Annotated in this window: 25 protein-coding genes, 4 pseudogenes, 1 riboswitch and 1 other annotated feature; of the genes and pseudogenes, 7 read left to right on the forward strand and 22 right to left on the reverse strand. The window is 42.6% G+C overall.

Annotated features, from left to right (window positions below):
• Positions 1 to 132: 132 nt before the first annotated feature.
• Positions 133 to 495 carry a hypothetical protein gene (locus tag NSS95_RS13010; RefSeq protein WP_260832078.1) on the reverse strand — a complete coding sequence of 121 codons (363 nt, stop codon included), beginning with the start codon at positions 493 to 495 and terminating at the stop codon, positions 133 to 135.
• Between the two features lie 141 nt (positions 496 to 636).
• Between NSS95_RS13010 and NSS95_RS13015 the strand changes: the two genes are divergently transcribed.
• Positions 637 to 2049: an L-cystine transporter gene (locus tag NSS95_RS13015; protein WP_340713953.1), complete on the forward strand. Its 1413-nt coding sequence runs from the start codon at positions 637 to 639 to the stop codon at positions 2047 to 2049.
• Between the two features lie 74 nt (positions 2050 to 2123).
• Here the strand turns inward: NSS95_RS13015 and NSS95_RS13020 are convergent, their stop codons facing one another.
• The 7 genes from NSS95_RS13020 to NSS95_RS13050 form a co-directional block, all read right to left on the reverse strand.
• A complete protein-coding gene (locus NSS95_RS13020; RefSeq protein ID WP_017554820.1) occupies positions 2124 to 2606 on the reverse strand; it encodes a DUF456 domain-containing protein in 483 nt (160 codons plus the stop codon).
• Between the two features lie 72 nt (positions 2607 to 2678).
• Positions 2679 to 4145, reverse strand: a complete 1467-nt coding sequence (locus NSS95_RS13025; RefSeq protein WP_211062272.1) for a PH domain-containing protein — start codon at positions 4143 to 4145, stop codon at positions 2679 to 2681.
• Positions 4142 to 4636, reverse strand: coding sequence for a PH domain-containing protein (locus tag NSS95_RS13030; RefSeq protein WP_026104894.1), 495 nt, complete (start codon positions 4634 to 4636; stop codon positions 4142 to 4144). Before NSS95_RS13030 ends, NSS95_RS13025 begins: the two co-directional genes overlap by 4 nt.
• Before the next feature lie 93 nt (positions 4637 to 4729).
• Positions 4730 to 5233, reverse strand: coding sequence for a kinase (locus NSS95_RS13035; RefSeq protein ID WP_161655346.1), 504 nt, complete (start codon positions 5231 to 5233; stop codon positions 4730 to 4732).
• 20 nt (positions 5234 to 5253) lie between these two features.
• Positions 5254 to 5460, reverse strand: coding sequence for a zinc ribbon domain-containing protein (locus tag NSS95_RS13040; protein ID WP_017550109.1), 207 nt, complete (start codon positions 5458 to 5460; stop codon positions 5254 to 5256).
• Between the two features lie 760 nt (positions 5461 to 6220).
• The gene (locus NSS95_RS13045; protein ID WP_340713954.1) at positions 6221 to 6481 is read right to left on the reverse strand and encodes a hypothetical protein; all 261 of its coding nucleotides are present in this window, start codon (positions 6479 to 6481) and stop codon (positions 6221 to 6223) included.
• Positions 6482 to 6640: 159 nt separating this feature from the next.
• Positions 6641 to 7759 carry an RNA-guided endonuclease InsQ/TnpB family protein gene (locus NSS95_RS13050; RefSeq protein ID WP_014095882.1) on the reverse strand — a complete coding sequence of 373 codons (1119 nt, stop codon included), beginning with the start codon at positions 7757 to 7759 and terminating at the stop codon, positions 6641 to 6643.
• Between the two features lie 87 nt (positions 7760 to 7846).
• Between NSS95_RS13050 and NSS95_RS13055 the strand changes: the two genes are divergently transcribed.
• A complete protein-coding gene (locus NSS95_RS13055; RefSeq protein WP_013858507.1) occupies positions 7847 to 7987 on the forward strand; it encodes a hypothetical protein in 141 nt (46 codons plus the stop codon).
• A 98-nt stretch (positions 7988 to 8085) separates the two neighbouring features.
• Here the strand turns inward: NSS95_RS13055 and NSS95_RS13060 are convergent.
• The 4 genes and pseudogenes from NSS95_RS13060 to NSS95_RS13075 all read right to left on the reverse strand — a co-directional run.
• Positions 8086 to 8907 (reverse strand): annotated as a pseudogene (locus NSS95_RS13060) (MFS transporter); the annotation flags it as partial.
• A gap of 486 nt (positions 8908 to 9393) precedes the next feature.
• Entirely contained in the window at positions 9394 to 10389 is a 996-nt protein-coding gene (locus NSS95_RS13065) for a tRNA dihydrouridine synthase (RefSeq protein WP_061087094.1), read from the reverse strand.
• A gap of 191 nt (positions 10390 to 10580) precedes the next feature.
• On the reverse strand, positions 10581 to 11042 hold the full coding sequence (locus tag NSS95_RS13070; RefSeq protein WP_340713955.1) for a LysE/ArgO family amino acid transporter: 462 nt from the start codon (positions 11040 to 11042) through the stop codon (positions 10581 to 10583).
• A 109-nt stretch (positions 11043 to 11151) separates the two neighbouring features.
• Positions 11152 to 12270: an RNA-guided endonuclease InsQ/TnpB family protein gene (locus tag NSS95_RS13075; RefSeq protein ID WP_014095882.1), complete on the reverse strand. Its 1119-nt coding sequence runs from the start codon at positions 12268 to 12270 to the stop codon at positions 11152 to 11154.
• An 87-nt stretch (positions 12271 to 12357) separates the two neighbouring features.
• Between NSS95_RS13075 and NSS95_RS13080 the strand changes: the two genes are divergently transcribed.
• The gene (locus NSS95_RS13080) at positions 12358 to 12498 is read left to right on the forward strand and encodes a hypothetical protein (protein WP_014095675.1); all 141 of its coding nucleotides are present in this window, start codon (positions 12358 to 12360) and stop codon (positions 12496 to 12498) included.
• Positions 12499 to 12598: 100 nt separating this feature from the next.
• On the opposite strand, the pseudogene NSS95_RS13085 reads toward NSS95_RS13080, so the two are convergent.
• Positions 12599 to 12757: pseudogene (locus NSS95_RS13085) on the reverse strand (amino acid transporter); the annotation flags it as partial.
• Between the two features lie 118 nt (positions 12758 to 12875).
• On the opposite strand from NSS95_RS13085, the gene NSS95_RS13090 reads away from it, so the two are divergent.
• From NSS95_RS13090 to tyrS, 3 genes are all read left to right on the forward strand, one after another.
• The gene (locus tag NSS95_RS13090) at positions 12876 to 13298 is read left to right on the forward strand and encodes a winged helix-turn-helix domain-containing protein (protein WP_340713956.1); all 423 of its coding nucleotides are present in this window, start codon (positions 12876 to 12878) and stop codon (positions 13296 to 13298) included.
• Positions 13299 to 13325: 27 nt separating this feature from the next.
• Complete coding sequence (locus NSS95_RS13095) at positions 13326 to 14318, forward strand: aminotransferase-like domain-containing protein (RefSeq protein ID WP_340714055.1); 993 nt, start codon at positions 13326 to 13328, stop codon at positions 14316 to 14318.
• Between the two features lie 188 nt (positions 14319 to 14506).
• Positions 14507 to 14716 (forward strand) — a binding site (T-box leader).
• A 129-nt stretch (positions 14717 to 14845) separates the two neighbouring features.
• The gene (gene tyrS, locus NSS95_RS13100) at positions 14846 to 16054 is read left to right on the forward strand and encodes a tyrosine--tRNA ligase (RefSeq protein WP_285958741.1); all 1209 of its coding nucleotides are present in this window, start codon (positions 14846 to 14848) and stop codon (positions 16052 to 16054) included.
• Positions 16055 to 16097: 43 nt separating this feature from the next.
• Here the strand turns inward: tyrS and mutM are convergent, their stop codons facing one another.
• The 5 genes and pseudogenes from mutM to NSS95_RS13125 form a co-directional block, all read right to left on the reverse strand.
• Complete coding sequence (gene mutM / locus NSS95_RS13105; protein ID WP_340713957.1) at positions 16098 to 16901, reverse strand: bifunctional DNA-formamidopyrimidine glycosylase/DNA-(apurinic or apyrimidinic site) lyase; 804 nt, start codon at positions 16899 to 16901, stop codon at positions 16098 to 16100.
• Positions 16902 to 17137: 236 nt separating this feature from the next.
• Positions 17138 to 18397, reverse strand: a complete 1260-nt coding sequence (locus tag NSS95_RS13110) for a methyl-accepting chemotaxis protein (RefSeq protein ID WP_061574132.1) — start codon at positions 18395 to 18397, stop codon at positions 17138 to 17140.
• A 38-nt stretch (positions 18398 to 18435) separates the two neighbouring features.
• Entirely contained in the window at positions 18436 to 19434 is a 999-nt protein-coding gene (locus NSS95_RS13115) for a 3-oxoacyl-[acyl-carrier-protein] synthase III C-terminal domain-containing protein (protein WP_340713958.1), read from the reverse strand.
• Positions 19435 to 19460: 26 nt separating this feature from the next.
• Positions 19461 to 19820, reverse strand: coding sequence for a hypothetical protein (locus NSS95_RS13120; protein ID WP_035188834.1), 360 nt, complete (start codon positions 19818 to 19820; stop codon positions 19461 to 19463).
• Positions 19821 to 19923: 103 nt separating this feature from the next.
• Positions 19924 to 20008, reverse strand: a riboswitch (cyclic di-GMP riboswitch).
• A gap of 407 nt (positions 20009 to 20415) precedes the next feature.
• Positions 20416 to 20637, reverse strand: a pseudogene (locus NSS95_RS13125) (hypothetical protein); the annotation flags it as partial.
• 367 nt (positions 20638 to 21004) lie between these two features.
• Between NSS95_RS13125 and NSS95_RS13130 the strand changes: the two are divergent.
• A pseudogene (locus tag NSS95_RS13130) lies at positions 21005 to 21529 on the forward strand (AAA family ATPase); the annotation flags it as partial.
• Positions 21530 to 21651: 122 nt separating this feature from the next.
• Here NSS95_RS13130 and NSS95_RS13135 read toward each other — a convergent pair.
• From NSS95_RS13135 to NSS95_RS13150, 4 genes are all read right to left on the reverse strand, one after another.
• A complete protein-coding gene (locus tag NSS95_RS13135; protein ID WP_340713959.1) occupies positions 21652 to 22758 on the reverse strand; it encodes an RNA-guided endonuclease TnpB family protein in 1107 nt (368 codons plus the stop codon).
• A 76-nt stretch (positions 22759 to 22834) separates the two neighbouring features.
• A complete protein-coding gene (locus NSS95_RS13140) occupies positions 22835 to 24613 on the reverse strand; it encodes an ABC transporter ATP-binding protein (protein WP_061087096.1) in 1779 nt (592 codons plus the stop codon).
• Positions 24613 to 25212: a MarR family winged helix-turn-helix transcriptional regulator gene (locus tag NSS95_RS13145; protein WP_019721482.1), complete on the reverse strand. Its 600-nt coding sequence runs from the start codon at positions 25210 to 25212 to the stop codon at positions 24613 to 24615. Before NSS95_RS13145 ends, NSS95_RS13140 begins: the two co-directional genes overlap by 1 nt.
• A gap of 467 nt (positions 25213 to 25679) precedes the next feature.
• Positions 25680 to 26069 (reverse strand): arsenate reductase ArsC, encoded by a 390-nt coding sequence (locus NSS95_RS13150; RefSeq protein WP_017551000.1) that lies wholly within the window; start codon positions 26067 to 26069, stop codon positions 25680 to 25682.
• Positions 26070 to 26076: the final 7 nt, after the last annotated feature.

The following is a 26076-nucleotide window of genomic DNA, read 5'->3' on the forward strand; positions in this document are numbered from 1 at the left end:
ATCCCTTTACCGGTATTCCCGCAGTACCCCCGGTAAACGGCCCGCCGCTTCATCGTGTTTGAAAAAAAGAAAGCCGGAAACCATTGGATCCGGCTTAAAAGTTCCCGGTTTTAACCGGGGCGTTTCTTTTCATTACTCGTCACAATGATCGCATTCATCCGGAATACCCGGATCTACTGTCATGTTCTGTTCATATCTTTGGTAAACATGGCGCGGAACGTTTACAACATGTTTCCTGTTTACCTGGATGATGGGGTGCACATAAGTGACGTTTCTTTCAACATAAGTGTCCTTATAAACATACCGCGGTTCGCAAAATACCGTGTTGCTGGTACAATTGGATTGATTGCCTGTGTTGCTTACATTGCCGGTATGATCGTAACGGTCTTCAGGCTGTACAGCGCTGTTTCCTGCATTGGTATTGTCCGCTCTCCCATCGTCATGATGATCGTGCATCCAAGGGACGACTGGTGTCCTTTTCCGCCGTTTTTCCAAACTCTTCACCTCCCATTCTTTTTTCAATATATTAAATGAAAGAAAAGAACAGATTGAAACGGACAAGTAACCAATGGTGCATAAAATTCCGCCGCCAAAAATCTCACTTGACATATCGGAATAAGATGATTAAGATGAAAAATGTTAACAAAAGGAGGGGAAAAGTTGGACATTTTATACATTATCATCAATCTGGCCGTCTTCATGATCCTTTTGGCCGGTTTGTATGCCATGCAAAGAAAACATGTTTCGTTTTCAAAACGCGTTTTCTCGGCATTGGGCATTGGCATCGTTTTCGGCATTATCCTGCATTTCTTGTACGGCACGGCGTCGTATGTGACCAACCATACGATCGACTGGCTTAATATTGTCGGCAGCGGTTATGTTTCGCTGTTGCAGATGGTCGTCATGCCGCTTGTCTCCATTTCCATTTTAGCGGCGTTTACGAGGCTGAAATTAACCAAAAACATAGGAAAAATCAGCTTTCTTGTACTCGCGTTTTTACTTGGCACGACTGCGATTGCCGCTGCGCTCGGAATCGGATCCGCGCTTCTTTACGGGCTGGATGGCATCCACTTAACGCAGGGTGCCGCTGAAGCCGCACGGAATGCGGAACTGAAAACAAGCGTCGCCAGCGTAAAAGACATGACCATTCCGCAACAAATCGTTTCCTTTCTGCCGAATAACCCGTTTGCAGATTTAACCGGCGCACGCCCGACTTCCACAATCGCGGTGGTGATTTTCTCCGCCATATTGGGGATGGCCTATCTCGGGGTAAAACGCAAACAACCTGAGCAGGCGGAACATTTTGCAAAAATTATTGATACTTTGTATACGATCGTGATGAGGGTGGTTACCCTTATTTTAAGATTAACGCCATATGGAGTGCTCGCATTGATCACCAAGGTCACAGCCTCAAGCGACTATGGCGCGATTGTAAAACTGGCAAAGTTTGTGCTGGCTTCTTATACAGCGATTATCGTCATGTTCCTGGTTCATTTGCTGCTTATCAGCCTGGCAAAATTGAGCCCGGTACGATATGTGCAAAAGGCGCTGCCGGCACTCACCTTTGCCTTTACTTCCCGTTCCAGTGCTGGCACGCTGCCGCTCAACATTGAAACACAAACAAAACGTTTCGGCATTTCAGAAGGGATCGCCAATTTTTCGGCTTCCTTTGGCCTGTCCATCGGGCAAAACGGTTGCGCCGGCATTTATCCGGCAATGCTGACCATTATGGTTGCCCCTTCTGCCGGCATCAACCCGGCAAGCCCGTCTTTCATTATTACGCTGATCCTTGTTGTAGTTGTCAGCTCATTCGGCGTTGCGGGTGTCGGCGGGGGCGCCACTTTCGCATCCCTGATTGTCTTGTCAGTGCTCAACCTGCCGATTGCGATTGTCGGCCTTCTGATCTCTGTTGAACCGCTGATTGACATGGGCCGGACGGCATTAAATGTCAGCGGCGCCATGACTTCCGGTATTTTAACCGGCAAAATCACCGGAGAAATGGACAAAAAAATATATCAACAGGAAGATGCCGATCTTCTTGAAGCATAATAGAAAAAAGCCCTGTGTTAACGGGGCTTTTTTCTATTATGCAACCGGCTGCCGTAAAAGAAACCGAAAATCCGTTAAAAAGAAACGGCTAAACCAAACCAAACGATCATGACGATCTGTATGAATGCTTTGGCGATACTGCTGTTAAGAAACCCAATGATCGTGGCAACGCCCACTTTTACAGCCTGGACGGGATTTTTCGTCATCAGGATCTCCGTTATACATACACAAACAAACGGAACAAGGATAATTCCAAAAGGCGGAATGACAAAAGAGCCAACAATCGTTGCAACCGCAGCAACCCTTTCAGATATTTTGGACCCGCCGTATTTTTTTACAAAATATCCGTTTGCAATGATATCCGCCGCAATAAGGACAATGCTTAAGATGACCATGCTGATCCAAAACCAGACAGACAATGCATGCGGATTAATGAAAAACTGATAGACTGCAAATCCGGCCCACAGCATCACAATAGATGGAATGACAGGATAGATGATGCCTGCAAAACTTAAGATGAATAAAATCACAATGGCCGTCCAAAGGATAAACGTCAATCAGATCCCTCCTCTGCTCCCGGCATGTGCCGGGACTGCATGAAAACCGTGATCATATGAAGGCCAAAACAGTCATTCCACTTTAACTTCCTTTCCCCGCCCCATATACCATTTGTAAAACATCCAGGCAAATTCGGTGGGGACATCCTTTACCCCGTTAAATTGAATCGGTTTTGCACGATTAATCGTTTCAATGGAGGCAAGGCCCAGCCATTTTTGAAAAAAGTTCCGGGAAACGCGCACTTCAATCACTTTTTCCCGCTTGGAAAGGAACAAAGAAGTCGTAAAAATGCCCGATTGTAACTGAATAAAACGGTCATTCAATACATATTTCGTATGTAAATAACCGATCCATCTTGCGACCAGTATCGATACGAACAGAAAAGCGGACAAAAGCCACCACGGAACACGCAAGCCGAAAATTTCTGGCTTCCAAAAATATAACACGACTGTGGCGATGATCCAAATCCAGCTCGGGGCAAGCAGCCGGACCCATAAAGATTTCTTGGGAAGCTGCCTCATCTCCTGTGCCACTTCATAGTCCGGCAATATCTCGTTTATGATTTCGTACGCCCTTTTAACCGGCAAAAAAGGATACAGCGAGTTTAATTCAAGTTTCTCCCCTTCAAAGTCAAGCCTTCCTGCACTCGTCAGCTTTACTTCCGCCAGCCCGAGCAGCCGTTTCAACAAAGACTGTTCCACTTCAACAGCCTGCACTTTATGCTTTTCGATAAAAAAAGACGTTTCTTCAATTACCCCTTTGGTAATATAAATCCGCTCATCATCAGAGGAGATTTCATATTTCCCATACTTCAAAAAGGTCCGTGCCATGCCGAAAATCACCGCAATAAGGGCCACAAAAAGAACAATACCCGATACAATCCACCAGGAACTGATTATATAAGAGAGCATCCCTCTCGCCTTTTTATCAATATCAACAATATCGTCCACATTCGAATAAAAAGAAAAAAATATAGGAATGACGGCAAGCGGGCTTAAAGATGTAAAACTTGCTTTTAACGTATCTTTTCTCGTCGGTTTAAAATGGACCACCCGTTCCTTTTCCTTTTCTTCCGCATCCGGTTCAAACGTTTTACGCTTATCATTCTGTACGATGTCAATGATTCTTTCCGCTTCTTTCCGGGTAATCACTTCAAATAACACGGCCGCTTCATCCCCGGAGATACCGGTTTCAAAGCTGACAGAGGTGACATGAAAAATCCGGTGAAAAAAGGATGTATGGCGGTTAATGTTTTGGATTTTCGAAAAAGGAATCGTTCGTTCTGTTTTGTTGAATATGCCTCTATACAGATGAAAGGCGCTTTCATCCAGTGCATATTTATGTGTGTACCATTTCAAAAAATGATATACCATCACGATTGCAAAAAAGAGCAAAAACAAATATCTGCCATATGTAAGCATGGGAGAACGGGAACCGGCATTTACGATAAATAAGATAATGAAAAGGATGAAATAGCTTTTTACAAAATCACCGATACGAAACAAGATCAAAAGGGGATGGTACCGTTTTTTCTTCACGACTCCACCTCCCTGATTTTTGCATAACGCGCAATTCGGTTTCTTAACGCAATGGCCTCCTCTTTAGGCAGAGCCGGAATGGTATGGGACGTCCCCATGGTGTCCACAGTCACGGAACAGAGCCTGTATTTCTTTAAAATGGGGCCTTGTTCGGTTGCAACCGATTGGATTTTGGTCATCGGAACCAAAGAATGTTTCTCGTTCAGCACACCCAATTTCATTTGTAAAAATTCTTCGTTCACATCGTAACGCCAATTTTTATAGCGAAAATACGAACTTATCCATGACCAGATCATACTGCCTATATCCAACACGAGTAAACCGTATAATATCCAGCCGATCCATGCCGGCCAGGCAAAGCGATGGTCGAGATAAAGCAACACGGCGAGAACCACAACCCCTGCTCCGGCCTCCAGCGTCTCACGTATGATCCAAACCTTTATTGCATCTTTGGATAATGTTTGTCGAGGTTCATTTATATCTGAATACATTCCATCACCTTTAAACACGTTTTCTTCATTTCAATTCCTGGCAAGAGATATGGCTTTTCGCTTTTCCCATGCAGCATATTCCGATATACAAAATTAAAGATCAATTTCCAGTTGATCCGCCATCAGTTTTATGATTTCATCCTGTGACATTTCATTTGTTAACATGGTTTCCCCTTTCACCCCGAGTTCGTCTCTCGGATTCCACCAGGCGCGCAAAGCTTCTTCTCCAAATTCCGTTTTTTTCAAACGCATATTATGGCGTCTGACTGTTTCCCAAAACGTTAAGCGAAAATAATAAATATACGCCTTTGGATGGTAGAATTTCATTAAACGGGACAACATTTCCCCGTAACGGTTTTTGTTTAAAATGCCTTCGACAATCACAAATCTGCATTTTCCTTTTCCATATTCCGCAATTTGGCGAATGAGCTCAACGGAGAGGTTCCCATCTTTGTCCGGCACCTTTAACATTTCACGCCGGACAGTATCTTGTGAGACAAGAAGCGTTCCCGGCCCCAAATGGCTTTGAAGCCTTTTGGCGATCGTTGTTTTTCCGCTCCCGGAGTTTCCCCGTATGATAATCAGCTTTGTTTCCAATTATAAGCACCTCCCCGGATTTAGCCCCCGAAGAATAAGTCCAGAATATTAGAGGCGGTGGAAGTTTGTTTATGATAGAACTCCGAATAACCGCAGTTTTTGCAATACACGACAATGAACGTGTTGTTCTGGACATCAAATAATTTTGACAGACCTGTTCCCGTCATTGCCACTTCTTTTTTCCCCGCATGCTTAGACCCGCACTTCACGCACCCTTTTTCAGACATGGCACTTTCCCCTCCTCATCATTGTTACTTTTTTATACGGGCGGCAGCAGAAAAAGTTTCAGGCATTTCAACTGCATAAGGGGCAGCAGGGATTTCTGATCCCCCTTTAAATCACAGGAAAATTGGAAAATATGTTATAATAAAATTAAAAAAATATTTGGCTTTATCATGGACGGGGGTCCGTTGTAAGGAGGGGCTGGCATAGTACTTACAATCATCGTTTCTGTATTGTTTTTTGCAACCGCCGTGTTTGGAATCGTCAAAATCACTCAGCTGCTTAGCAGTAAAAAATTTTTAACTTGATTGACAAATTAAGGATCCCGTATGATGGGAATCCTTTTTATTTGCCATTGGTAAAAGTCGCATTTTTCAAATTCAACGCCTGGTGGAAGCCGCTAAGTAACCACGTGCGGCTAACTCCCATCCGCCCTATTTTTTTCAATGCTGAAATCATGGTGCTGTGAACTCTTCTGTCTTTACATGATGCAAGATGAGTAATCATAAACTTCACACTGGCCATTTAGAACGCTTGTTTCTGTTATTTTACCGCACGAAAATGGGTTTGTCTACCTCTTATTTTCCGTTTTCCCAAAGGTAAAAATGCTCAGATAATTTTTAACGGAAAAAGGGAATGCACCCACATGCAAGCAGATGCGGGTGCATGAACCAAGACGCGGCATTTTACGGCCAGAAACAACTTAAAAGAGGAGGCAAGCCGGTTCCGTGGTACGGGCAGCCAAAAACGGCCTTATGGACATGCTTAATTTTCATTTTCCAAATCAGCCGCTTTTTCCTCCATGTTTGTTTTTTCCTCTTTCCACCATAATGCCTCATGCGGGTCTTCCAAAATTTCTGCAATTTCATGTTTTTCTTCTACTGCCGGCGCCGATCCCCGCAGCGCTTTCCCGGTCGTATCTTTTACGAAAAACATCGTCAAGACGCCAATAAGACAGGCTGCCATAATATAATAAGCGGGAATCATCTGGTTATTCGTTGTTTTGATGAGCCACGCCATTACCAACGGCGTTGTTCCCCCAAATAAAGAAACCGAAATAGTGAACTACCCACCACTTATCAACCTTACGGTTTGATTGAAGTGGGGGCTTCTCGACTTATCGTTGCTTTTACTAGCCAACGAAAACTGACCGAGCTAACCCTCTTGTTCCAAGAGTTTTGTTACTTATGATAACGCTAATAAGCGTAATCCCTCATTTTTGATATTGATTGCTGAATTGTGATCGCGATCTAATACAAAGCCGCAAGAACATTTATATACACGTTCAGATAATGGCATTTCTTTTTCCTTGCCGCAACATGAACACTTCTTAGTGGAGGGAAACCACTTATCAATTTTCACAAGTTGTTTCCCCTGTTCTTTTAGCTTATACGCTAAGAAAGTAGTGAACATACCCCAGCCGTTATCATGAACGCTTTTCCCAAAGTGAAGGGCTTGAGACATCCCTTTCATGTTCAAGTCCTCAATCACGACAGCATCAAAGTTAGAAGCTAATTCTTTTGACTTATGATGAAGAAAATTCATGCGTTGGTTCGCCACTTTCTCATGTAATTTAGCCACTACTAGTCGTTGCTTGTTCCAACGTGCAGAACCTTTCTTTCTTCGAGAAAGAATTCGTTGTGCTTTTGCTAATTTATCTAAGGCTTGCCGATAGTAACGTGGGTAATTGGCTTTCTTACCCTGTTCACTCTCGACATATAGACCATCCATAGCAAAATCCAAACCAACAACTTTCTGTATTTTAACTGGACGAATATCTTTCTCATATTCTGTCAAAATTGAAATGTAGTATTTGCCTGTCTTTGTTTTAGAAATAGTGCAAGATTTGATTTTATAATCAGCAGGTATCTCTCTATGCTGTTTCATTTTTATTGGCTTTTTGATTTTTGGCAGTTTGATATGACCATTTTCTAGCTTAATATTTCCGTTGACCATATTAGTTGTATAGGATTGTTTTGCTTTACGATTTTTGAACTTTGGAAAATCCGCGTTTCCTTCAAAGAAATTCTTATAAGCAGTCTGTAAGTTCATTTGTGCATTTGCCAAAGCTAAAGAATCCACTTCTTTTAGGAATGGAAATTCACTTTTATATTTTGCAGGAGTCGGAAACTTTTGCTTTTTAAGCAATTCTTTATCATCCTTGAACTTTTCATACGTTTCTTTGCGTTCAGCTAACATCTTATTGTAGACAAAGCGAACACAACCAAATGTCTTAGCTAATAATGCGGATTGTTCTTTGTTTGGTAACAAACGAAACTTGAAAGCTTTGTTTTGCTTGGCCATATCAATTCACCTCACTTTGTGCGGAAAAATTTCGTATATATTGATTATATCGTAAAAAATCCGTACAATCAATATGAGGTGATAATCATGAGAGAAGAGAAAGAACGTGTAGAAATTCGTATGCCTAAGACGATATTAGAAAAATTGAAGCAATATCAAAAAGAAAATGGGATTCCAACTAGAACAGCCGCAATCTTAGAATTGTTGAGAAAAGGATTGGAAAAATAACTTTGGCTAAAGCCAACCGAAATTCATCTCCCACCTACTCATTGGTGCTATTCGCACCTTCACATTCCTTGAGGATGGGAGACTTCTTTCGGAAAGCCGTTAAAAAATAAAACGAGAACGATCCCTTTTAGCAACTGCGGCCAATGGAAAAGGAAAACTTTCCTGAACAACCCTTTCTCATTTTCTTTGTGTTTCCCTTCCTTCATCGCTTCAAAAACCGGCGTCTCCTCCAAATGATTCCTCAAGTAAAGGCCAATCAAGCCTATTGGAGCAGCAATAAAGAAAGGAAGGCGCCATCCCCAGTCCAGCATTTTATCTTCGCCGAGCCAAAAACTGAGAATCGTGACAACGCCGGATCCCAAAATATATCCGGACAATGTGCCCACTTCCAGCCCGCTCGATAAAAAGCCTCTTTTTTTATCCGGGGAAGATTCCGCGATGTACGTCATAGCGCCTGAATATTCACCGCCTGTGGAAAAGCCCTGGACCAGCCTGGCGACAAGCAGCAGAAACGGGGCCAGATTTCCAATCTTTGCATAACCCGGGATCAAACCCATGCTTAAAGTCGCCAGTTACATTAACACTAAAGTAATGGCCAATATCCGTTTCCGCCCGAACTTATCGCCCAGCATGCCAAAAAACATCCCGCCAATCGGACGGACGAGAAACGCTACAGCAAAAGTAGCAAACGAATAGACCAGTTGCAATGAGCCGGTTACCCCCGAGAAAAATACCTTTCCGATGATGACGGCCAAATAGGAATATATCCCGAAATCAAACCACTCCATCGCATTTCCGAGGGCCGTTGCGACCACTGCTTTTTTTGTCAAATCTGTATCCACAATGGTAATATCATCTTTTCTCAATCTTCTCACGGGTCTCTTTCTGGATCCATACCATTTTTTTGTGTTTTCTGCCAAGCTCTTCACCTGAATTCTTTTTTAAAAATCAGTTCTTACGGTTATTTTAAGCCGGCCTCTCTATTGCTATTCAAAATACCTGCACGCCTCCTTAATATGGCAAAGCCAGGCATTATGACCGCAAAAACAGCGGAGAATGGGGGTACCTTACTGCTTGCGCCCCATACTTGAAAATGCCGATTTCCCCTGCCGTAAAAAGCCGGGCGGATTGGACGGAATTTTTACTGCAAAACCTGGAACTTTCACGGGATTTTCGGGTCTGTGCGCCGCCAAAACGGCTGAAAACCCGGAACGATGGGTTTCTTTTCTGCGGGAGCCGTTTCAACGGCTGAATCATATGCCGGTGCGGGTGCCGCGGCAGATGGAAAGAGCCGGGTGTATTGGCCTCCGGGGCTTTCCTGCCGTTTGGCACAGCCGCGCATCTATTGCGATGAAAAGGATATAAAAACCGGGCTGTTTTTGTATCGGGGGTATTCAGGGGGAATGCTATACCGTTTCCCCCTCCATCTGTTTTGTTTCAAAGTGATCAAGCAAGGTGCGCACTTCATCTGTTGAATCTGTGCTCATTAGTTGGTTTCGCAACTCGCTCGCTCCCCGGAAGCCTTTGACATAGATCTTAAAAAAGCGGCGAAGCGGTGGAAACGGGCGCGGCTCCAGTTCTGTTGAATATTTGTCAAAGAGATCCAGATGCAGTCTTAAAAGATCAAGCAATTCCTTGCTGTTGTGCTCTTTCGGCTCTTTTTCAAAGGCAAACGGATTTTTAAAAATGCCGCGCCCGATCATAATCCCATCGACACCGTACTGGCGGGCTAATCTAAGGCCGGTTTGACGGTCAGGGATATCCCCATTAATGGTCAAAAGGGTATCCGGTGCCACCTCATCACGCAGTTTTTTGATCTCCGGAATGAGTTCCCAATGGGCGTCCACTTTGCTCATTTCCTTTCTTGTACGCAAATGGATGGAAAGGTTCACGATGTCCTGTTTCAATATGTGCGTAAGCCAGTCCAGCCATTCATCCACATACGTGTAACCAAGCCTCGTCTTTACACTCACAGGCAGTCCGCCTGCTTTTGCGGCTTGTATGAGTTCAGCAGCAACATCCGGACGGCGGATCAGGCCGCTTCCCTTCCCCTTTGTTGCTACATTCGGCACAGGGCAGCCCATATTGATATCCACACCGCTGAACCCGAGTTTTTCCATGCCCATGCTCATTTGCCGGAAATATTCGGGCTTGTCCCCCCATATATGGGCCACAATCGGCTGCTCATCCGCCGTAAACGCCAAGCGGCCGCGCACACTTTGGTTCCCCTCGGGATGGCAATAACTTTCCGTGTTCGTAAACTCTGTAAAAAACACATCCGGCCTGCCCGCTTTACTTACAACATGGCGAAAAACAACGTCCGTCACATCTTCCATGGGTGCCAGTATAAAAAATGGCCGTGGTAAATCGCGCCAAAAATTTTCTTTCATAATAAAAATCATAACCTCCCCTGTCTGGTACCGGGCCAAACGTCCAACACAAAAAAATTTTAACCTCTTTTACACTTATAACATGGTTCGGTCCTTTTTATCAAACGGGATATTATTTTTGAATGTTGTCAAATCAAAGCGGGCGATCGTGAAAGCCACACCTGGGGATGGAAAAAACCATGCCGTTTTACAGCAACGCCGCCTTAAACCAATGATTGAACAATATAAACCGCCATCCCCCACATGATGACTGCAGAAACTTTGTTTATGAAGCGTAAAAATCTCCCTGACTGGCCTAATCTCCCAATCCCTCTTCCCGCAATCGCCAATCCTGTGAACCAGATCCACGAAACAAGCATACAGGCAATGGAGAAAGCCGCTTTTTCCACCCCTACATAGTTTAAAGAACTTGTTCCAATTACCCCGATGGTATCCAATATCGCATGAGGATTCAATAAGGAAACCGATGCGGCAAAAAGGATTTGTTTTTTCGCATTGAATAAGCCGTCTCCATTTTGAACTGCCGGTTTGCTCCTCCATGTCGCAATGCCCATATAAACTAGAAAGCAAATCCCCGCGGACATAAATACTGCTTTTAGCCAAACAAATTCCAATACAACAACAGAAACACCAAAAACAGCCAAAGCAAGTGAACTACCCTCCACTTATCAACCTTACGGTTTGATTGAAGTGGGGGCTTCTCGACTTATCGTTGCTTTTACTAGCCAACGAAAACTGACCGAGCTAACCCTCTTGTTCCAAGAGTTTTGTTACTTATGATAACGCTAATAAGCGTAATCCCTCATTTTTGATATTGATTGCTGAATTGTGATCGCGATCTAATACAAAGCCGCAAGAACATTTATATACACGTTCAGATAATGGCATTTCTTTTTCCTTGCCGCAACATGAACACTTCTTAGTGGAGGGAAACCACTTATCAATTTTCACAAGTTGTTTCCCCTGTTCTTTTAGCTTATACGCTAAGAAAGTAGTGAACATCCCCCAGCCGTTATCATGAACGCTTTTCCCAAAGTGAAGGGCTTGAGACATCCCTTTCATGTTCAAGTCCTCAATCACGACAGCATCAAAGTTAGAAGCTAATTCTTTTGACTTATGATGAAGAAAATTCATGCGTTGGTTCGCCACTTTCTCATGTAATTTAGCCACTACTAGTCGTTGCTTGTTCCAACGTGCAGAACCTTTCTTTCTTCGAGAAAGAATTCGTTGTGCTTTTGCTAATTTATCTAAGGCTTGCCGATAGTAACGTGGGTAATTGGCTTTCTTACCCTGTTCACTCTCGACATATAGACCATCCATAGCAAAATCCAAACCAACAACTTTTTGTATTTTAACTGGACGAATATCTTTCTCATATTCTGTCAAAATTGAAATGTAGTATTTGCCTGTCTTTGTTTTAGAAATAGTGCAAGATTTGATTTTATAATCAGCAGGTATCTCTCTATGCTGTTTCATTTTTATTGGCTTTTTGATTTTTGGCAGTTTGATATGACCATTTTCTAGCTTAATATTTCCGTTGACCATATTAGTTGTATAGGATTGTTTTGCTTTACGATTTTTGAACTTTGGAAAATCCGCGTTTCCTTCAAAGAAATTCTTATAAGCAGTCTGTAAGTTCATTTGTGCATTTGCCAAAGCTAAAGAATCCACTTCTTTTAGGAATGGAAATTCACTTTTATATTTTGCAGGGGTCGGAAACTTTTGCTTTTTAAGCAATTCTTTATCATCCTTGAACTTTTCATACGTTTCTTTGCGTTCAGCTAACATCTTATTGTAGACAAAGCGAACACAACCAAATGTCTTAGCTAATAATGCGGATTGTTCTTTGTTTGGTAACAAACGAAACTTGAAAGCTTTGTTTTGCTTGGCCATATCAATTCACCTCACTTTGTGCGGAAAAATTTCGTATATATTGATTATATCGTAAAAAATCCGTACAATCAATATGAGGTGATAATCATGAGAGAAGAGAAAGAACGTGTAGAAATTCGTATGCCTAAGACGATATTAGAAAAATTGGAGCAATATCAAAAAGAAAATGGGATTCCAACTAGAACAGGCGCAATCTTAGAATTGTTGAGAAAAGGATTGGAAAAATAACTTTGGCTAAAGCCAACCGAAATTCATCTCCCACCTACTCATTGGTGCGATTCGCACCTTCACATTCCTTGAGGATGGGAGACTTCTTTCGGAAAGCCGTTAAAACCATATCGCAAACAGAGGCGGTAATAATGGCAGGCAATGCTTTCAAAAAGGAAGGCTGGACGGCCCCTTGGTTAAAGACAAATACATTTTGCCCTCCGAGCGGCAAGATAAGCCCCAAAGCTAAAATAAACCCGTGAACAAACGCTGCTGACACGATGATCTCTCCCTGTTTTTTCTTATTATCTTACCGGGAAGAAGCCATTTGGTCTCCATCCAATTGGTTGGAAAATGAGCCAACCAAATAGTATGATAAGAAAAAGGAGCACGATAACATGGCGGACAATTGGACATTGAATAAGCATTCCGATATCCCCTTGTACCAGCAAATATACGAGTATATCAAAGCAAAAATTTTAAACGGAGAATGGCCAGTAGGAACAAGGCTGCCGACACAACGTGAGCTGGCAAGGAAATTTGAAGTTAACCGGAGCACGGTTGTCTATGCGCTCGGGGAATTAGCTGCTGAAGGGCTGATTGAATCAAAAGTTGGCAAAGGGACTGCCGTTGCCAACAATACCTGGAGTTTACTGGCTTCTGCCCAGCCTCCTGACTGGCACCATTACGTTAAAGCAGGGACATATGAACCGAATAAACCTTTTATACAGGAAATCAATAAGGCAGAAGCCAATCCGCAAATGATACGGCTTGGAACGGGAGAACTGTCCCCTGAATTATTGCCTGCCGAACATATTTGAAATATCTTTCAGAACTGCCACCGGAAAATTACACTCGGATATCCGGAACCAAAAGGCAGCTTTGATCTCAGAGAAATGATCAGCATTTATTTAAAGGCGAAAGGCATTATCGCCTCTCCCTCTTCCATTATGGTTGTCTCCGGCGGAATCCAGGCATTGCAGTTCATTTCTTTGGGCCTGTTGCAACGGGGTTCGGCGATTTTTCATGAGATTCCTTCATATCTTCAATCGCTGCATGTTTTTCAGTCTGCCGGCATGAATCTATTTGGCATCCGGATGGACCATGACGGGATTGTAACAGAAGGCATTGGGAAACTAAAACGGCAACATAACGGGGCACTGCTTTATACAATTCCGAATTTCCATAACCCAACTGGCATTTTAATGAAAGAAACAAGGCGGAAAGCATTGCTTGCAGCATGTATAAATGAAAGGCTGCCTGTCATTGAAGATGATGTGTACGGTGATTTGTGGTTTGATGAAAAGCCGCCTGCACCCTTAAAAGCAAAAGATGACCAGGGATTGGTCCTATATATCGGAAGCATGTCCAAAACATTGGGCCCCGGGCTTCGGATTGGCTGGATTGCCGGGCCTGAACCTGTCATCAACCGGCTGGCAGATATTAAAATGCAAACCGATTACGGGTCCAGTGCCTTATCGCAGTATGCCGCCGCAGAATGTTTGTCCAGCGGTTTTTACAGCCAATACATTGAAGACATCAGGACAGCCTTAAAAAACCGCCGGGATTTTACAATCGGGCTCTTAAACCGATATTTTAAAGGCATTGCAACCTGGGATACACCTGCAGGCGGTTTTTATATCTGGCTCAAACTTAAAAAAACATTATCCATGCAAAAATTATTTAAACTCGCCCTTCGTGAAAAAATCTTATTGAACCCCGGAAACATATATGACAGGAATGGCCATTCCCATCTTCGCCTGTCTTATTCCTATGCTTCCTTTCCCCAATTGGAAAAAGGCTTGGCAAGACTGGCAGATATCATACAATGCATGGATTGAAGAAATGAAAACAATATGGCTTTGGCAACTGAAGCAAAGGTGCCATTAAGGCACAGCAATTTATACACGACGTACCGGAGGATTGTGAAACAAAACCAGATTTTAAAAGGCCTGTGAAGGAGCCATTTATCATAGTATTGATTTCAAAATCCTTTTTTGTTAAAATAAATGTCAACATTTTAAATAAGCAAACAGTCATGAAAGGATTCAGTAGTTTGTTATCTCCCTGTGCCAGAGAGCCGGCGGTTGGTGCAAGCCGGTACAAAGATAAGAACGAAATACATCCTGGAACTTTCTTTGTGAAATCAGATTAGCAAAGAACGGTTTAACCGTTATGTAAACGAAGCGGAAGATTCATTCTTCAATAAGGGTGGTACCACGTGATCCACGTCCCTTTTTTCAGGGGGGCGTGGATTTTTTTGTATAGACGGAGAATAAAAATCAGCAGACGCAATTTTTCAGGACAGAAGGAGGAGAAGAAATTGGATCATTTTATAGAGCAGCTGACAGACGCACAGCGGGCAGAGATGGAAAGGCAGTTTGCCATCTTTCAGAATGGCACAAATGAAATCATACCTGAAGACGAATTCAAGAATAAAATTGCCAAATCCATTACGAATAACATTCCTATGAAAATCAAGCTCGGGTTGGACCCGTCCGCGCCTGATATCCATTTGGGCCACACAGTGGTATTGAATAAACTTAAACAGTTTCAGGAAAACGGGCATGTAATTCAGCTTATTATCGGGGATTACACCGGAAAAATTGGAGATCCAACCGGCAAATCGGCAGCCAGAAAACAGTTGACGGATGAAGAAGTGAAACGGAACGCGAAAACATACTTTGAGCAGTTCAGCAAAGTGCTGGATATGGACAAAGTTGAGCTGCATTATAACTCGGAATGGCTGGCCCGGCTAGACTTTGCCGGCGTCATTCAAATGGCAGCAAAAACAACTGTCGCGCGGCTTCTCGAAAGGAACGACTTTGCAGAAAGATATGCAACAAACAAACCGATCTCTCTGCATGAATTTTTCTATCCGTTAATGCAGGGTTATGATTCCGTTGCATTGGAATGCGATGTAGAACTTGGCGGGAATGACCAGCACTTCAACCTGCTGATGGGCAGGCATCTTCAGGAGCAATACGGTAAAGAAAAGCAGGTTGTCCTGACCGTTCCGCTTATTGAAGGCCTGGACGGCGTGGAAAAAATGTCAAAATCGAAAAACAACTATATTGGAATTGATGAAGATCCAAATCAAATGTACGGAAAAGCGATGTCGATTCCCGATCATTTGATGACCAAGTATTTTCACCTTGTCACAGATTTAGCACTGGAAGAAAAAATGAAAATTGCACACGACGTTGAAGCGGGGCTGCTGCATCCCCGCGATGCCAAAATGCTGCTGGCCAGGACGATTGTCCGCATGTACCATGGAGAAGCTGCGGCAGTCCAGGCAGAAGAAAACTTCAAAAATGTTTTTCAAAAAGGAGCATTGCCTGCCCATATCCCGGCTATGCGGTGGGACGGAGATAAAACAATCAACATCATTGATTTACTCGTGCAATTGAAGCTGCAGCCATCAAAAAGTGAGGCCAGAAAAATGATTCAAAACGGCGGCATCCGGATAAATGGAGAAAAAGTCAACGATATCCACGATGCTGTTCATGTCACAGACGGCCTCATCATACAGGTAGGAAAGCGAAAATTTGTAAAATTGCAGGCCGGGGAAGTCTGACAGGCAGCCGGGAAAATGCAGTGCCGGCAGGGGCAATACGTTTTCAATACTGGCAATACGGACAAAAATAGGTCTTATGTGAAGAAATTTCTTTTTTCCTAATAGGGGTGCTGCATCGCGGGCATGGTTCATCTTCCCTGCCGTGAACGTACATTTGATAGCATCCCGTTTTGCCATCTCCCTTATGCAGCGGATGTTCCATATAACCTCCCTGCTCAATCCCTTTTTGAAGAATAAACCGGATCGACTCATACAGACGGGCAAATTGCTGATTGTCAAGATGGCCCGTTTTTTGATCCGGCCGCAACTGCGCATGCCATAATATTTCATCGGAATACCGGTTTCCAATCCCGGCCAGCACTTCTTGATTGGTTAGTACCGTTTTAAGAATGCCCCTTCTTTGTTGCATCCGTTGTTGAAAAACAGCTAATGTAAAATGGGGATCAAGCGGTTCGGGGCCGATTTTTTCCAATTCCGCCCGAACCGCTTCCGGTGTTAATAGATGCAGGTATCCTAAGCGCAACCCAATAAAAAACAAGCGCCGGTCTCCAAAAGAAAGTTGGACTTGTATTGTCCGGTCCGGTTTGTCTTCCTCTTTGCCAAAAAACATCCATCCGCCCAGCATCAGATGCAGAAGCAGGCACGAACCATTTTCGAGCTGGAAAATTAAATACTTTGCGCGTCTTGAAATCGATTTGACCTTCTGATTGGCAACGGCCTTCGTAAACTTGCCGGCAGGTATATTGATCGATTTTTCCCGCTGAATCATGGCATTTGTAATGGCCCAGCCGCCAATCAATGACGCCAGCCCTTTTTTATAGGTCTCCATTTCCGGCAATTCAGGCATTACGTTTCCTCCCCATTCATGCGAACTGTATGAAACAGTTTTCCCCGAATGGCGGGGATTCATGAATCATGCCTGGCTGTCCTGCCGTTGGCAATGTGCGGTGATTCAGAAAGTACAATTTGCAGGATTATAAAAATAGGGCGGTGTTGAATGATAAACAGCATGGGGACAAACCGGCATTTTCTTGCTTATCCCCGTGCTGCAGCATAGCTTCTATCATAAGCTGAACTTGCTATTTATAAACTGAATTTCTGGAGAGACTCATTTATTTTATGGGCCAATTGGTGCTGGTGGTCTACCATTTCTGCCGTTTCTTTCATTGCCAGTGATACTTCGGAAATATTAAATGACATTTCCTCTGTACCCGCAGCAGATTGCTGGCTTGTGGAAGATACATGCTGTATCGCCTTGTTGACTTCCTCAATTGCATTTGCCATGTCATTCGAAGCCTGGGCGATTTCAAGCGACATACGGTCTAAAAATTCCGCATCGCGTTCGTACTGTTCCCCTATACGGACCATCTTTTCATAGTCGGGATTCACTTTTGTGTCCACATAGTCCAGAATTTCTTTTGAATGATGAATAAGGTTTGAAAAGGCTTGCTGGACCTGGCTGGTGACCACCCGGATATTTTCAACCGATTGGGTGGATTGTTCAGCCAGCTTTCTGATTTCTTGAGCGACTACTGAAAAACCCTTTCCTGCTTCCCCTGCCCTTGCCGCTTCGATCGATGCATTTAAGGCAAGGAGATTGGTCTGATTCGCAATGTTTCCAATCGTATCCGCCAACATTTTGATTTCCTCTACAATTTTCGCTTGTTGAATGGATTTCAAAATATTTTCCGCTTTTTCCGTATAGATTTGATTGGAAGAGCCTGCAGATGACGTTGCTTCCTCTCTTACTTTTGTCCCCCGTTTCTTAATTTCCTGCGCGATGTTTTTTCCTTCATTTGCCTTTTTCGCTAATTTCTTCGTTGAACTTTCAATTTGTTCAGCAGAGGCGCCAATTTGCTGCGTACTGGCACTTAATTCCATTGCGCCATGTTCCATCTCATTTATGGTTTCCTTCACATCTTCCATGACATAAAACAGTTCCGTCATGGTTGCTGATAATTCATCTGAATTGGCATCTACACGGTCTATTCCTTTTTTTAAATCTCCAACCAGATTTCGCATATTGCCAGTTGCATTATTCAAGAAATTAGAGATCGTGCTAAATTCATCTGCGCCTAAAATCTCCAGCGATTCAGCCAGGTTACCCGACTCCAGGCTGGAAGCGTATTGCTTCATTTTCAATAACTTCCCGGTTAACCGGAAGGATGACCATAAACCTACACCAAGATAAAGGATTGCGGCAACAGACACAAACCAAATGGTTAAATGTTGCGGGATGATGAACATGCTGCCAACCAATAAAATGCCAATGAGGATATAAGGCAGGATAACGGTTTTGATTTGGCCCATTGTAATGGCTTTGGACAATTTTTTTATTCCCATGGTGCAACTCCCTTCTTTATGAAACAGACTAAATGCATTTAATGTTTATACAACATGGCACAAGCAGATGTTCCAGCGCCAACCGACCAAAATATGGCATAGCTGCCCCTCGTTATCCGGCCGGTGCTTAAAGCACGTTCAAAAGCCATAAACGGGCTGGCGGCTCCTGTGTAACCATATTCCGTGCCCACAATCGGGAACTTGCTTATGTCTTCTTTGAAAATTTCCCGGATTTTGTATATATTTTTCCGTGACAATTGGGAAAAACAAAAAGCCTGGATATCCCTCGTGGTTAAGTGGTTCCGGCTGAGCAATTTTTCAACAAGCGCGGCAGTGGACAGGAAAGCATTGTCATTGTTTACATTCTCCCATTTTATTTTCCCGTTCTTTTGTTCGGCTTTTCCTTCAACCAGTTGGGATACACCGCAAGCCGGAAAAGTAATTTTATCAATTGATTCTGTGTTCACTTGATAGGCTGAGTCGATAAACCCTGTTTTAACATGATGGCTTTTTTCCAGCAATACAGCAGCGGCCCCGTCTCCGAAGCTGGCATATGTAACCGCATCCTCCTCTTTTGCAAAACGGTGCATTTGCTCAGAGCCCACGACAAGTGCACGCTTGATATGCGGATTTGCAAGCATATTGCGGCTTACTTGATCCACAGCCACCACCATTCCGACACATGCCGCATTCATATCATAAACAACAGCTTCTTCTTTTCCGCCCAAAGCTTGATGGATGGCAACCGCATTCGGCGGCCAAAAATATTCAGGTGTCCCTGATACAAATACAATCATATCGAGATCACGGCCGGCCAGCCCGCTTTTTTCCAGCACTTTCTTTGATGCTTTCATTGCCATCGTTAAAGTGGTTTCGGTTTTATAATCTGCTATGTATCTGTTTTCTCTGCCAAGCGCTTGCAAAAGTCCTGTAATATCTTTTCCTTGCTGGCGAAAATGGGCCACGTAATAATCGTTATGGCGCACCTTTTCAGGATGATAGACAGAGACTTCTCTTATTGTCACACTCGAATCCATTTTTACTTAACTCCTTCAAGCTGTTTTTAACGTGAAAGTTCCAATCCCGCTTGTAAACTATTGATAAATTCACCCGTAAAATTCACTTTTTTCGCGATTCTCTTCAGCTGTAAACGCGGCGTCACCCTTTTCGGTGTAACCATTAGAATTTTTTTAAATCCTAAACTCATATACAACGCATAGCTCTTTTCAAGCACCGGCAAAATTTCGGGCTTAAATGTCCTTAAATCGGATGAATCCACAATTAACGAATAATTTTTCACATCTATTTTTGAAACTTCTTTTTTTAAATCGTCTACAAACGTAGATGCCTGTTCTGTTGCGGCAAATCCGCCTAATGTAATGATAAAAGCTTTATGACTGTTATCTGTTTGAAACTGTGCCATCCTTTTGCTTCCTCCTGCCCTTATTAAATGAAGTTCTTCACATTTGATATCAGCACAACGAAAAAAAGACTAATCCCCTACCGATTAGCCCTTTTGATGTAAAATCGGTAACTGGCTGACATGGTCATCTGACTTTAGTCCCTTTAGCTTTGCGTCTTCAACTTTCGATGAATTTGCCTTTTTCAATTTTTATTGGAATTTTGCCGAAAAACATGGAAACCTTACCAAGTATTCCCACAGCCTTTATCATTATATAAATATATTATAATATATGTCAATAGGATCATTTTCCGGCCTGCTTTAAGCATAATTGACGTAGTTTTTTGAAAAGCGCACGAACTGATTTCCTTATTTTAAAATTGCGGATAACTTCAAAAAATCTTAATAAAACCAACATAGATTAATAATAAGAGAAAGAATAAAGTTTGAATTATTTTTGTTATAAGATGTATTTCAGAATTGAAATTCAAATCAAAAAGGATACTGGCAATAACATATAGTCCTGTTATGATTATCAATATTTTTAAAAACGGCTTCATCAAATACCCACTCCTTATCTTATTCTCTCAAAGCGGGGATTTTCCTCCCTCAGCCTTAAACAAAGAGGGGGCTTCCCTTCAAACACAAAAAGAGGACGGAACATTTTTCTCCCCGGCTTCCGCTCTTTCTGATCCCCATAGACGGTTTCCCCAATTGAATCAAAATCCGTTTTTATCCTTTCCCAAAACTGCAGAATCAGGAGCAGCCCGCTAAAATTCGTATGCTTCTTTAAATGAAACGCATATTTGATTTTCGGGTCAGAGGTGATATAATTCACCTTAAAGGTGCCCTCCTTTCTGGTTTGGTAGTTCTGTTCAAGCCCAATTATACCAGAGGTTTAGGGCACCTTTTCATTTTAAGCTTCTGTTTTCCTGTCGCAATTCAGGTCTATAACCATGATGGAACGGTATCGCTTTTTCTCATTTGGGAATATAATCAGCCTAAACTATACCAAGCAAGGAATTGATCAGAACAGGGTTAACCAAATTCGTTTAGATGGCTGGAAATTGAACAAAGAACAAATAGATAAATTTGCAAATCAGAGTTATTCTAGGATAACCATTGAGTTAAATATTTTGGTTGGGATTTATAAGCGGACGAAAAGAAGCGTAATGGGGAATTTTTTTACAACGGAGGGAGTAACCTTGCGGCAAACTTCTTTATTTGAAAATGACAATGACCAAAGCCGTCCCTTGGCGAGCAGAGTGCGTCCCAAAAGTTTAGACGAATTTGTCGGGCAAAAGCACCTGATAGGTAAAGGAAAATTTCTTAGAGAAATGATTGAACATGACCGTGTTTCTTCCATGATCTTCTGGGGACCTCCCGGCGTAGGGAAGACAACGTTGGCGAAAATGATTGCAAATCAAACACAATCGGTATTTATAGATTTTAGTGCTGTTACCAGTGGGATTAAAGATATTCGAAACGTGATGAAAGAAGCTGAAGAACGCCGGCAATTAGGCGAAAAGACAATTTTGTTTATCGATGAAATCCACCGATTCAATAAAGCACAGCAAGATGCCTTTTTACCGTATGTGGAGAATGGCAGCATTATCCTTATTGGCGCAACCACTGAGAATCCGTCATTTGAAGTCAATTCGGCCTTGTTATCGAGGACTAAAGTGTTTGCCCTGCATAAATTAACAAGCAGTGAAATCGTGGAATTAGTGAACTACCCACCACTTATTGACCTTGCGGTCTAATTGAAGTGGGGGCTTCTCGACTTATCGTTGCTTTTACTAGCCAACGAAAACTGACCGAGCTAACCCTCTTGTTCCAAGAGTTTTGTTACTTATGATAACGCTAATAAGCGTATACCTTCATTTTTGATATTGATTGCTGAATTATAGTCGCGATCTGCCACATAACCGCACGAACAACGGTAGGTGCGTTCAGATAGTTTCACAGGTTTTTCTGCACCACAACAAGAACACTTCTTAGTGGAGGGAAACCACTTATCAATTTTCACAAGTTGTTTCCCTTGTTCTTTTAGCTTATACGCTAAGAAAGTAGTGAACATCCCCCAACCGTTGTCGTGAACGCTTTTCCCAAAGTGAAGGGCTTGAGACATCCCTTTCATGTTCAAGTCCTCAATCACGACAGCATCAAAGTTAGAAGCTAATTCTTTTGACTTATGATGAAGAAAATTCATGCGTTGGTTCGCCACTTTCTCATGTAACTTAGCCACTACTAGTCGTTGCTTGTTCCAACGTGCAGAACCTTTCTTGCGTTTGGACAGAATGTGCCCGGCTTTTGCTAATTTTTCTGACATCACACGATAATAACGAGGATAATTGGCTTTCTCATTCTCGCTACTCACGTATAATTCAGCCATAGCAAAATCTAGCCCAATGACATTTTCTATTGTTTTAGGCTGTATATCTTTTTCGTATTCTGTTAGTACGGAAACATAGTATTTTCCTGACTTTGTTCTGGAAATGGTACAGGATTTCAATTTATAATCAGCAGGAATTTCTCTATGCTGTTTGATTTTTACAAGCTTGAGTTTAGGCAACTTGATATGACCATCTTTCAATTCGATGTTTCCATTGACTAAGTTAGTTGTATAGGATTGTTTTGCTTTACGATTTTTGAACTTTGGAAAATCCGCATTTCCTTCAAAGAAATTCTTATAAGCAGTCTGTAAGTTCATTTGTGCATTTGCCAGAGCTAAAGAATCCACTTCTTTTAGGAATGGAAATTCACTTTTATATTTTGCAGGAGTCGGAAACTTTTGCTTTTTAAGCGATTCTTTATCATTCTTGAACTTTTCATACATTTCTTTGCGTTCAGCTAACATCTTATTGTAGACAAAGCGAACACAACCAAATGTCTTAGCTAATAATGCGGATTGTTCTTTGTTTGGTAGTTGACAGGCCCCGCACTCAAAAAATAGCATTGACACACTTCTCCACTACCTTTGAACACCGCATTTCCCCAAATGCATCCTTTTCCAAAGTATGGTGTCCATTCCTTTACATAGCCGGTGTGTCTACCTTAAATTGTTCAGCCACGTATTTTGCATACGTTTCATGCGTACGTACCAATTCATCATGTGTACCTGATCCTGTGACCCGGCCTTTTTCGATAAAGTAAATCTTGTCGCTGTCCACAATGGTTGCCAGGCGGTGGGCGATGACTAAAGTCGTGCGGCCTTTCATCAAGTTGGTTAAGGCTTCCTGGACTTTCATCTCTGACTCACTATCAAGACTCGCAGTTGCTTCATCCAACATTAAAATCTTGGGATTGCGCAAAAAGGCCCGGGCAATGGCAATACGCTGGCGCTGGCCGCCGGAGATTTTCACCCCGCGTTCCCCTACCTCTGTGTTAAGTTTGTCAGGCATTTCTTCGACAAATTTGCGTGCAAAGGCTAAATCTAAAACGTTCCAAAGTTGTTCATCCGTATATGTACCGTCTAATCCATACGTCAAATTGTCGCGGATTGTCCCGGCCATAATTGCAGAATCTTGTGAAACGTATCCGATTTGGCTGCGGTAATTTGTTAAATTGATCTCTTCAATATCCGTATCCCCAAATTTGATTGATCCGCTTGTTGGTGCATAGAAACGTTCAAGCAAACTAAAGATCGTCGATTTGCCGCCGCCGGAAGGGCCTGCAAAAGCAATGATTTCATTTGGTTTTGCCGTAAATGATACATCTTTCAGGATGGGTTCATCCGGCGCATCTTCGTAGGCAAAGTCCACATGTTCCACTGATAAAGTTTTGCCAGCCAAATCCAATTCAATGCCCTTCGTAAAATCTTCTGGCTTTTCAGCAAGCAATTCTTGTACACGGCGCGTTGAACCCGCAGCCTTTGCCATTTCTGAAAATAAGGTTGCAATGACCGGCACGGCCCCAATCAAGTTAAACAAATACATCAGAAAGCTCATTAAAATCCCGATTTGCATTTCACCAATTGCAATACGGTGCATCCCATAAGCAAGAAGCCCAAAGACCATACTCATAAATACCATCATCATGATGGGTTGCATTGTTGCATCAAAGACAGCTTCTTTTTTTCCAACTTTAAACAGTTTGTTTATTTCATTATTGGCACGAACTTGCGCTTGTTTTTCTGCGTTCGAAGTTTTTACCAACCGGATTTCACTTAATGTTTCACTTGAAATCCCGTTAAATTGGGCCATCGCCTCTTGGCGGATATGCCCGATTTTTGTACCAAAGGCCATGATCGGCATCATCAAGATGACGACGATTGGAACAGCTACAACCATAGCGGCCGTCATGTGCCAATCCATCTTGAACATCATATATACTGTCCCGATGACAGTAATGATGCTCGCGAGTGTCTGCGGGAAAGTCACAGCCAGCAACTGTTTGACTTGTGCAGTATCGTTTACCAGACGGCTTGAAATTTCACCAGCTTTAACAGTATCGAAGTAGCTCACTTTCAAGGTGGTTAACTTCTGCCACAAGCTTTTCCGTAAGTTTTGGATTACATTTTCTCCAAAAATCCCCAGAACCGTTCCGCCAATTGCAGAAACAATGGCTGAGATGACAAATAGTGCGACGACTTTCCCTAACAACCCATAGTCAATGCCTTTTGAAAAATGATTGACAAGGGATGATGCTAATTTCGGCACATAAATTTGTACACCGGATGAAACAACCAGCAGTAAGACACCCATCGCCAGCAAAAGATATTTCGGTTGCGTCGTTTTGATGAGTTTCATAAATTGTCCAATTGAAAATTTGGTTTGATCTTTACGGACTGAACCATTGAATCCACTTTCCATTATCTTTTACGTCCTTTCTTCCAGCCATCGAATCCGCCGCCCATGAATCCGCGGCCGCCGAAGCCGCCAAACCCGCTGCGCTCTAGCATTTGTTCCCGTGCACGGCCGAAACGGGCACTCATTTTCCCAAAAAGTTCCCAGCGTTTATCATTGCTGAAGACTTCGTGGAGCTTATCATGAAATGCTTCGCTTGAAATATTGGAAACCATGCGTTCAAGATATTGATCCAACATTTCAAGCTCATCCTCTGCAAACCCCTGGAAGAGGACATCTTTTAGTGTAGTTGAAATTGAACTGCGCTCTTTTAAGCTTTCACGGCCTTTATCCGTGATTTTTACAATCGTTACACGGGAATCTTGTTCGGATTTTTCACGCCGGGCAGTGCCGGCTTCTTCAAGTTTCTTGATAATTTGCGTTACACTTGACGGCTTAATATCAAGCACTTCAGAAATGCGGCCCGCTGTCACATTTTCTTCCGCTGCCAACAGCTTCAGCGTTTCAAAAGCATTATCTGTTTTTTCTTCTACTGCATTTACAAAGATGAGAAATGGCTGGTGCGTAATTTCCAATAATTTATCCAGAATTTCATCTTTTTTCATTTTAAAACCTCCAAAATTATTTGTTTAGTTTTTATTTCCTTTGACAAACTAAATGATATACCGGATTATTTTGTTTGTCAAGATAAAAACTAAGTAAAAAATAGGAGGGGGAACGGAGGGGGAACGGAGAAAAAACCATCGAGATAATGCAGGAATGATAGCGGCTGGACAGAAAAAAGCCCTGAACTCGGGAATCTTAGTGATCCCGAAAACAGGGCCTGTTGGCTAAAAGTTTATGATGTGTCGTAAATGTTTAATTGGCGGTCACAATTTCAGCTCCAGATTCGCCACACACTCCACATGGCTTGAGTTGATAGAATTGATGTCTGTTGGCCATTATAGAAACCATCTGTACGTGGAAACATGTCAATGGGTTTTTCGGCCATTTTTGAAAAACCGTCGTACGAGGAAACATGTCAATTAACAATAACGCCAACCACTGAATGTGCAATTGGCATTAATTAATTTTATGTCAGTTTCTTCTTCAATTCAATTATTCGGGCTTCAATTATTGAAATAACTTTTTTAAATTCCTCATCACTCTTACCCGTAGGATCATCCAGTCCCCAATCCTCTCTATGCTTGCAGGGAAGGTAAGGGCATTCCACATTGCATCCCATTGTAATAACAATATCTACCTGCGGGATATCATCAAGTAACTTTGGATATTGGGTTTTCTCCATATCTATACCATAAAGCTCTTTCATTAGACGCACAGCATCCTGATTAATTTGGGGTTTTGTTTCTGTGCCAGCAGAATAGCTTTCAAATACATCTCCTGCTAAATGTTTGCCCAATGCCTCAGCTATTTGGCTTCGACATGAATTATGAACACAAATAAATGCAACCTTTATCATTTACTCT

The sequence above is a fragment of the Weizmannia sp. FSL K6-3076 genome, from assembly GCF_038007245.1.
Taxonomy (GTDB): Bacteria; Bacillota; Bacilli; order Bacillales; family Bacillaceae_C; genus Weizmannia; species Weizmannia faecalis.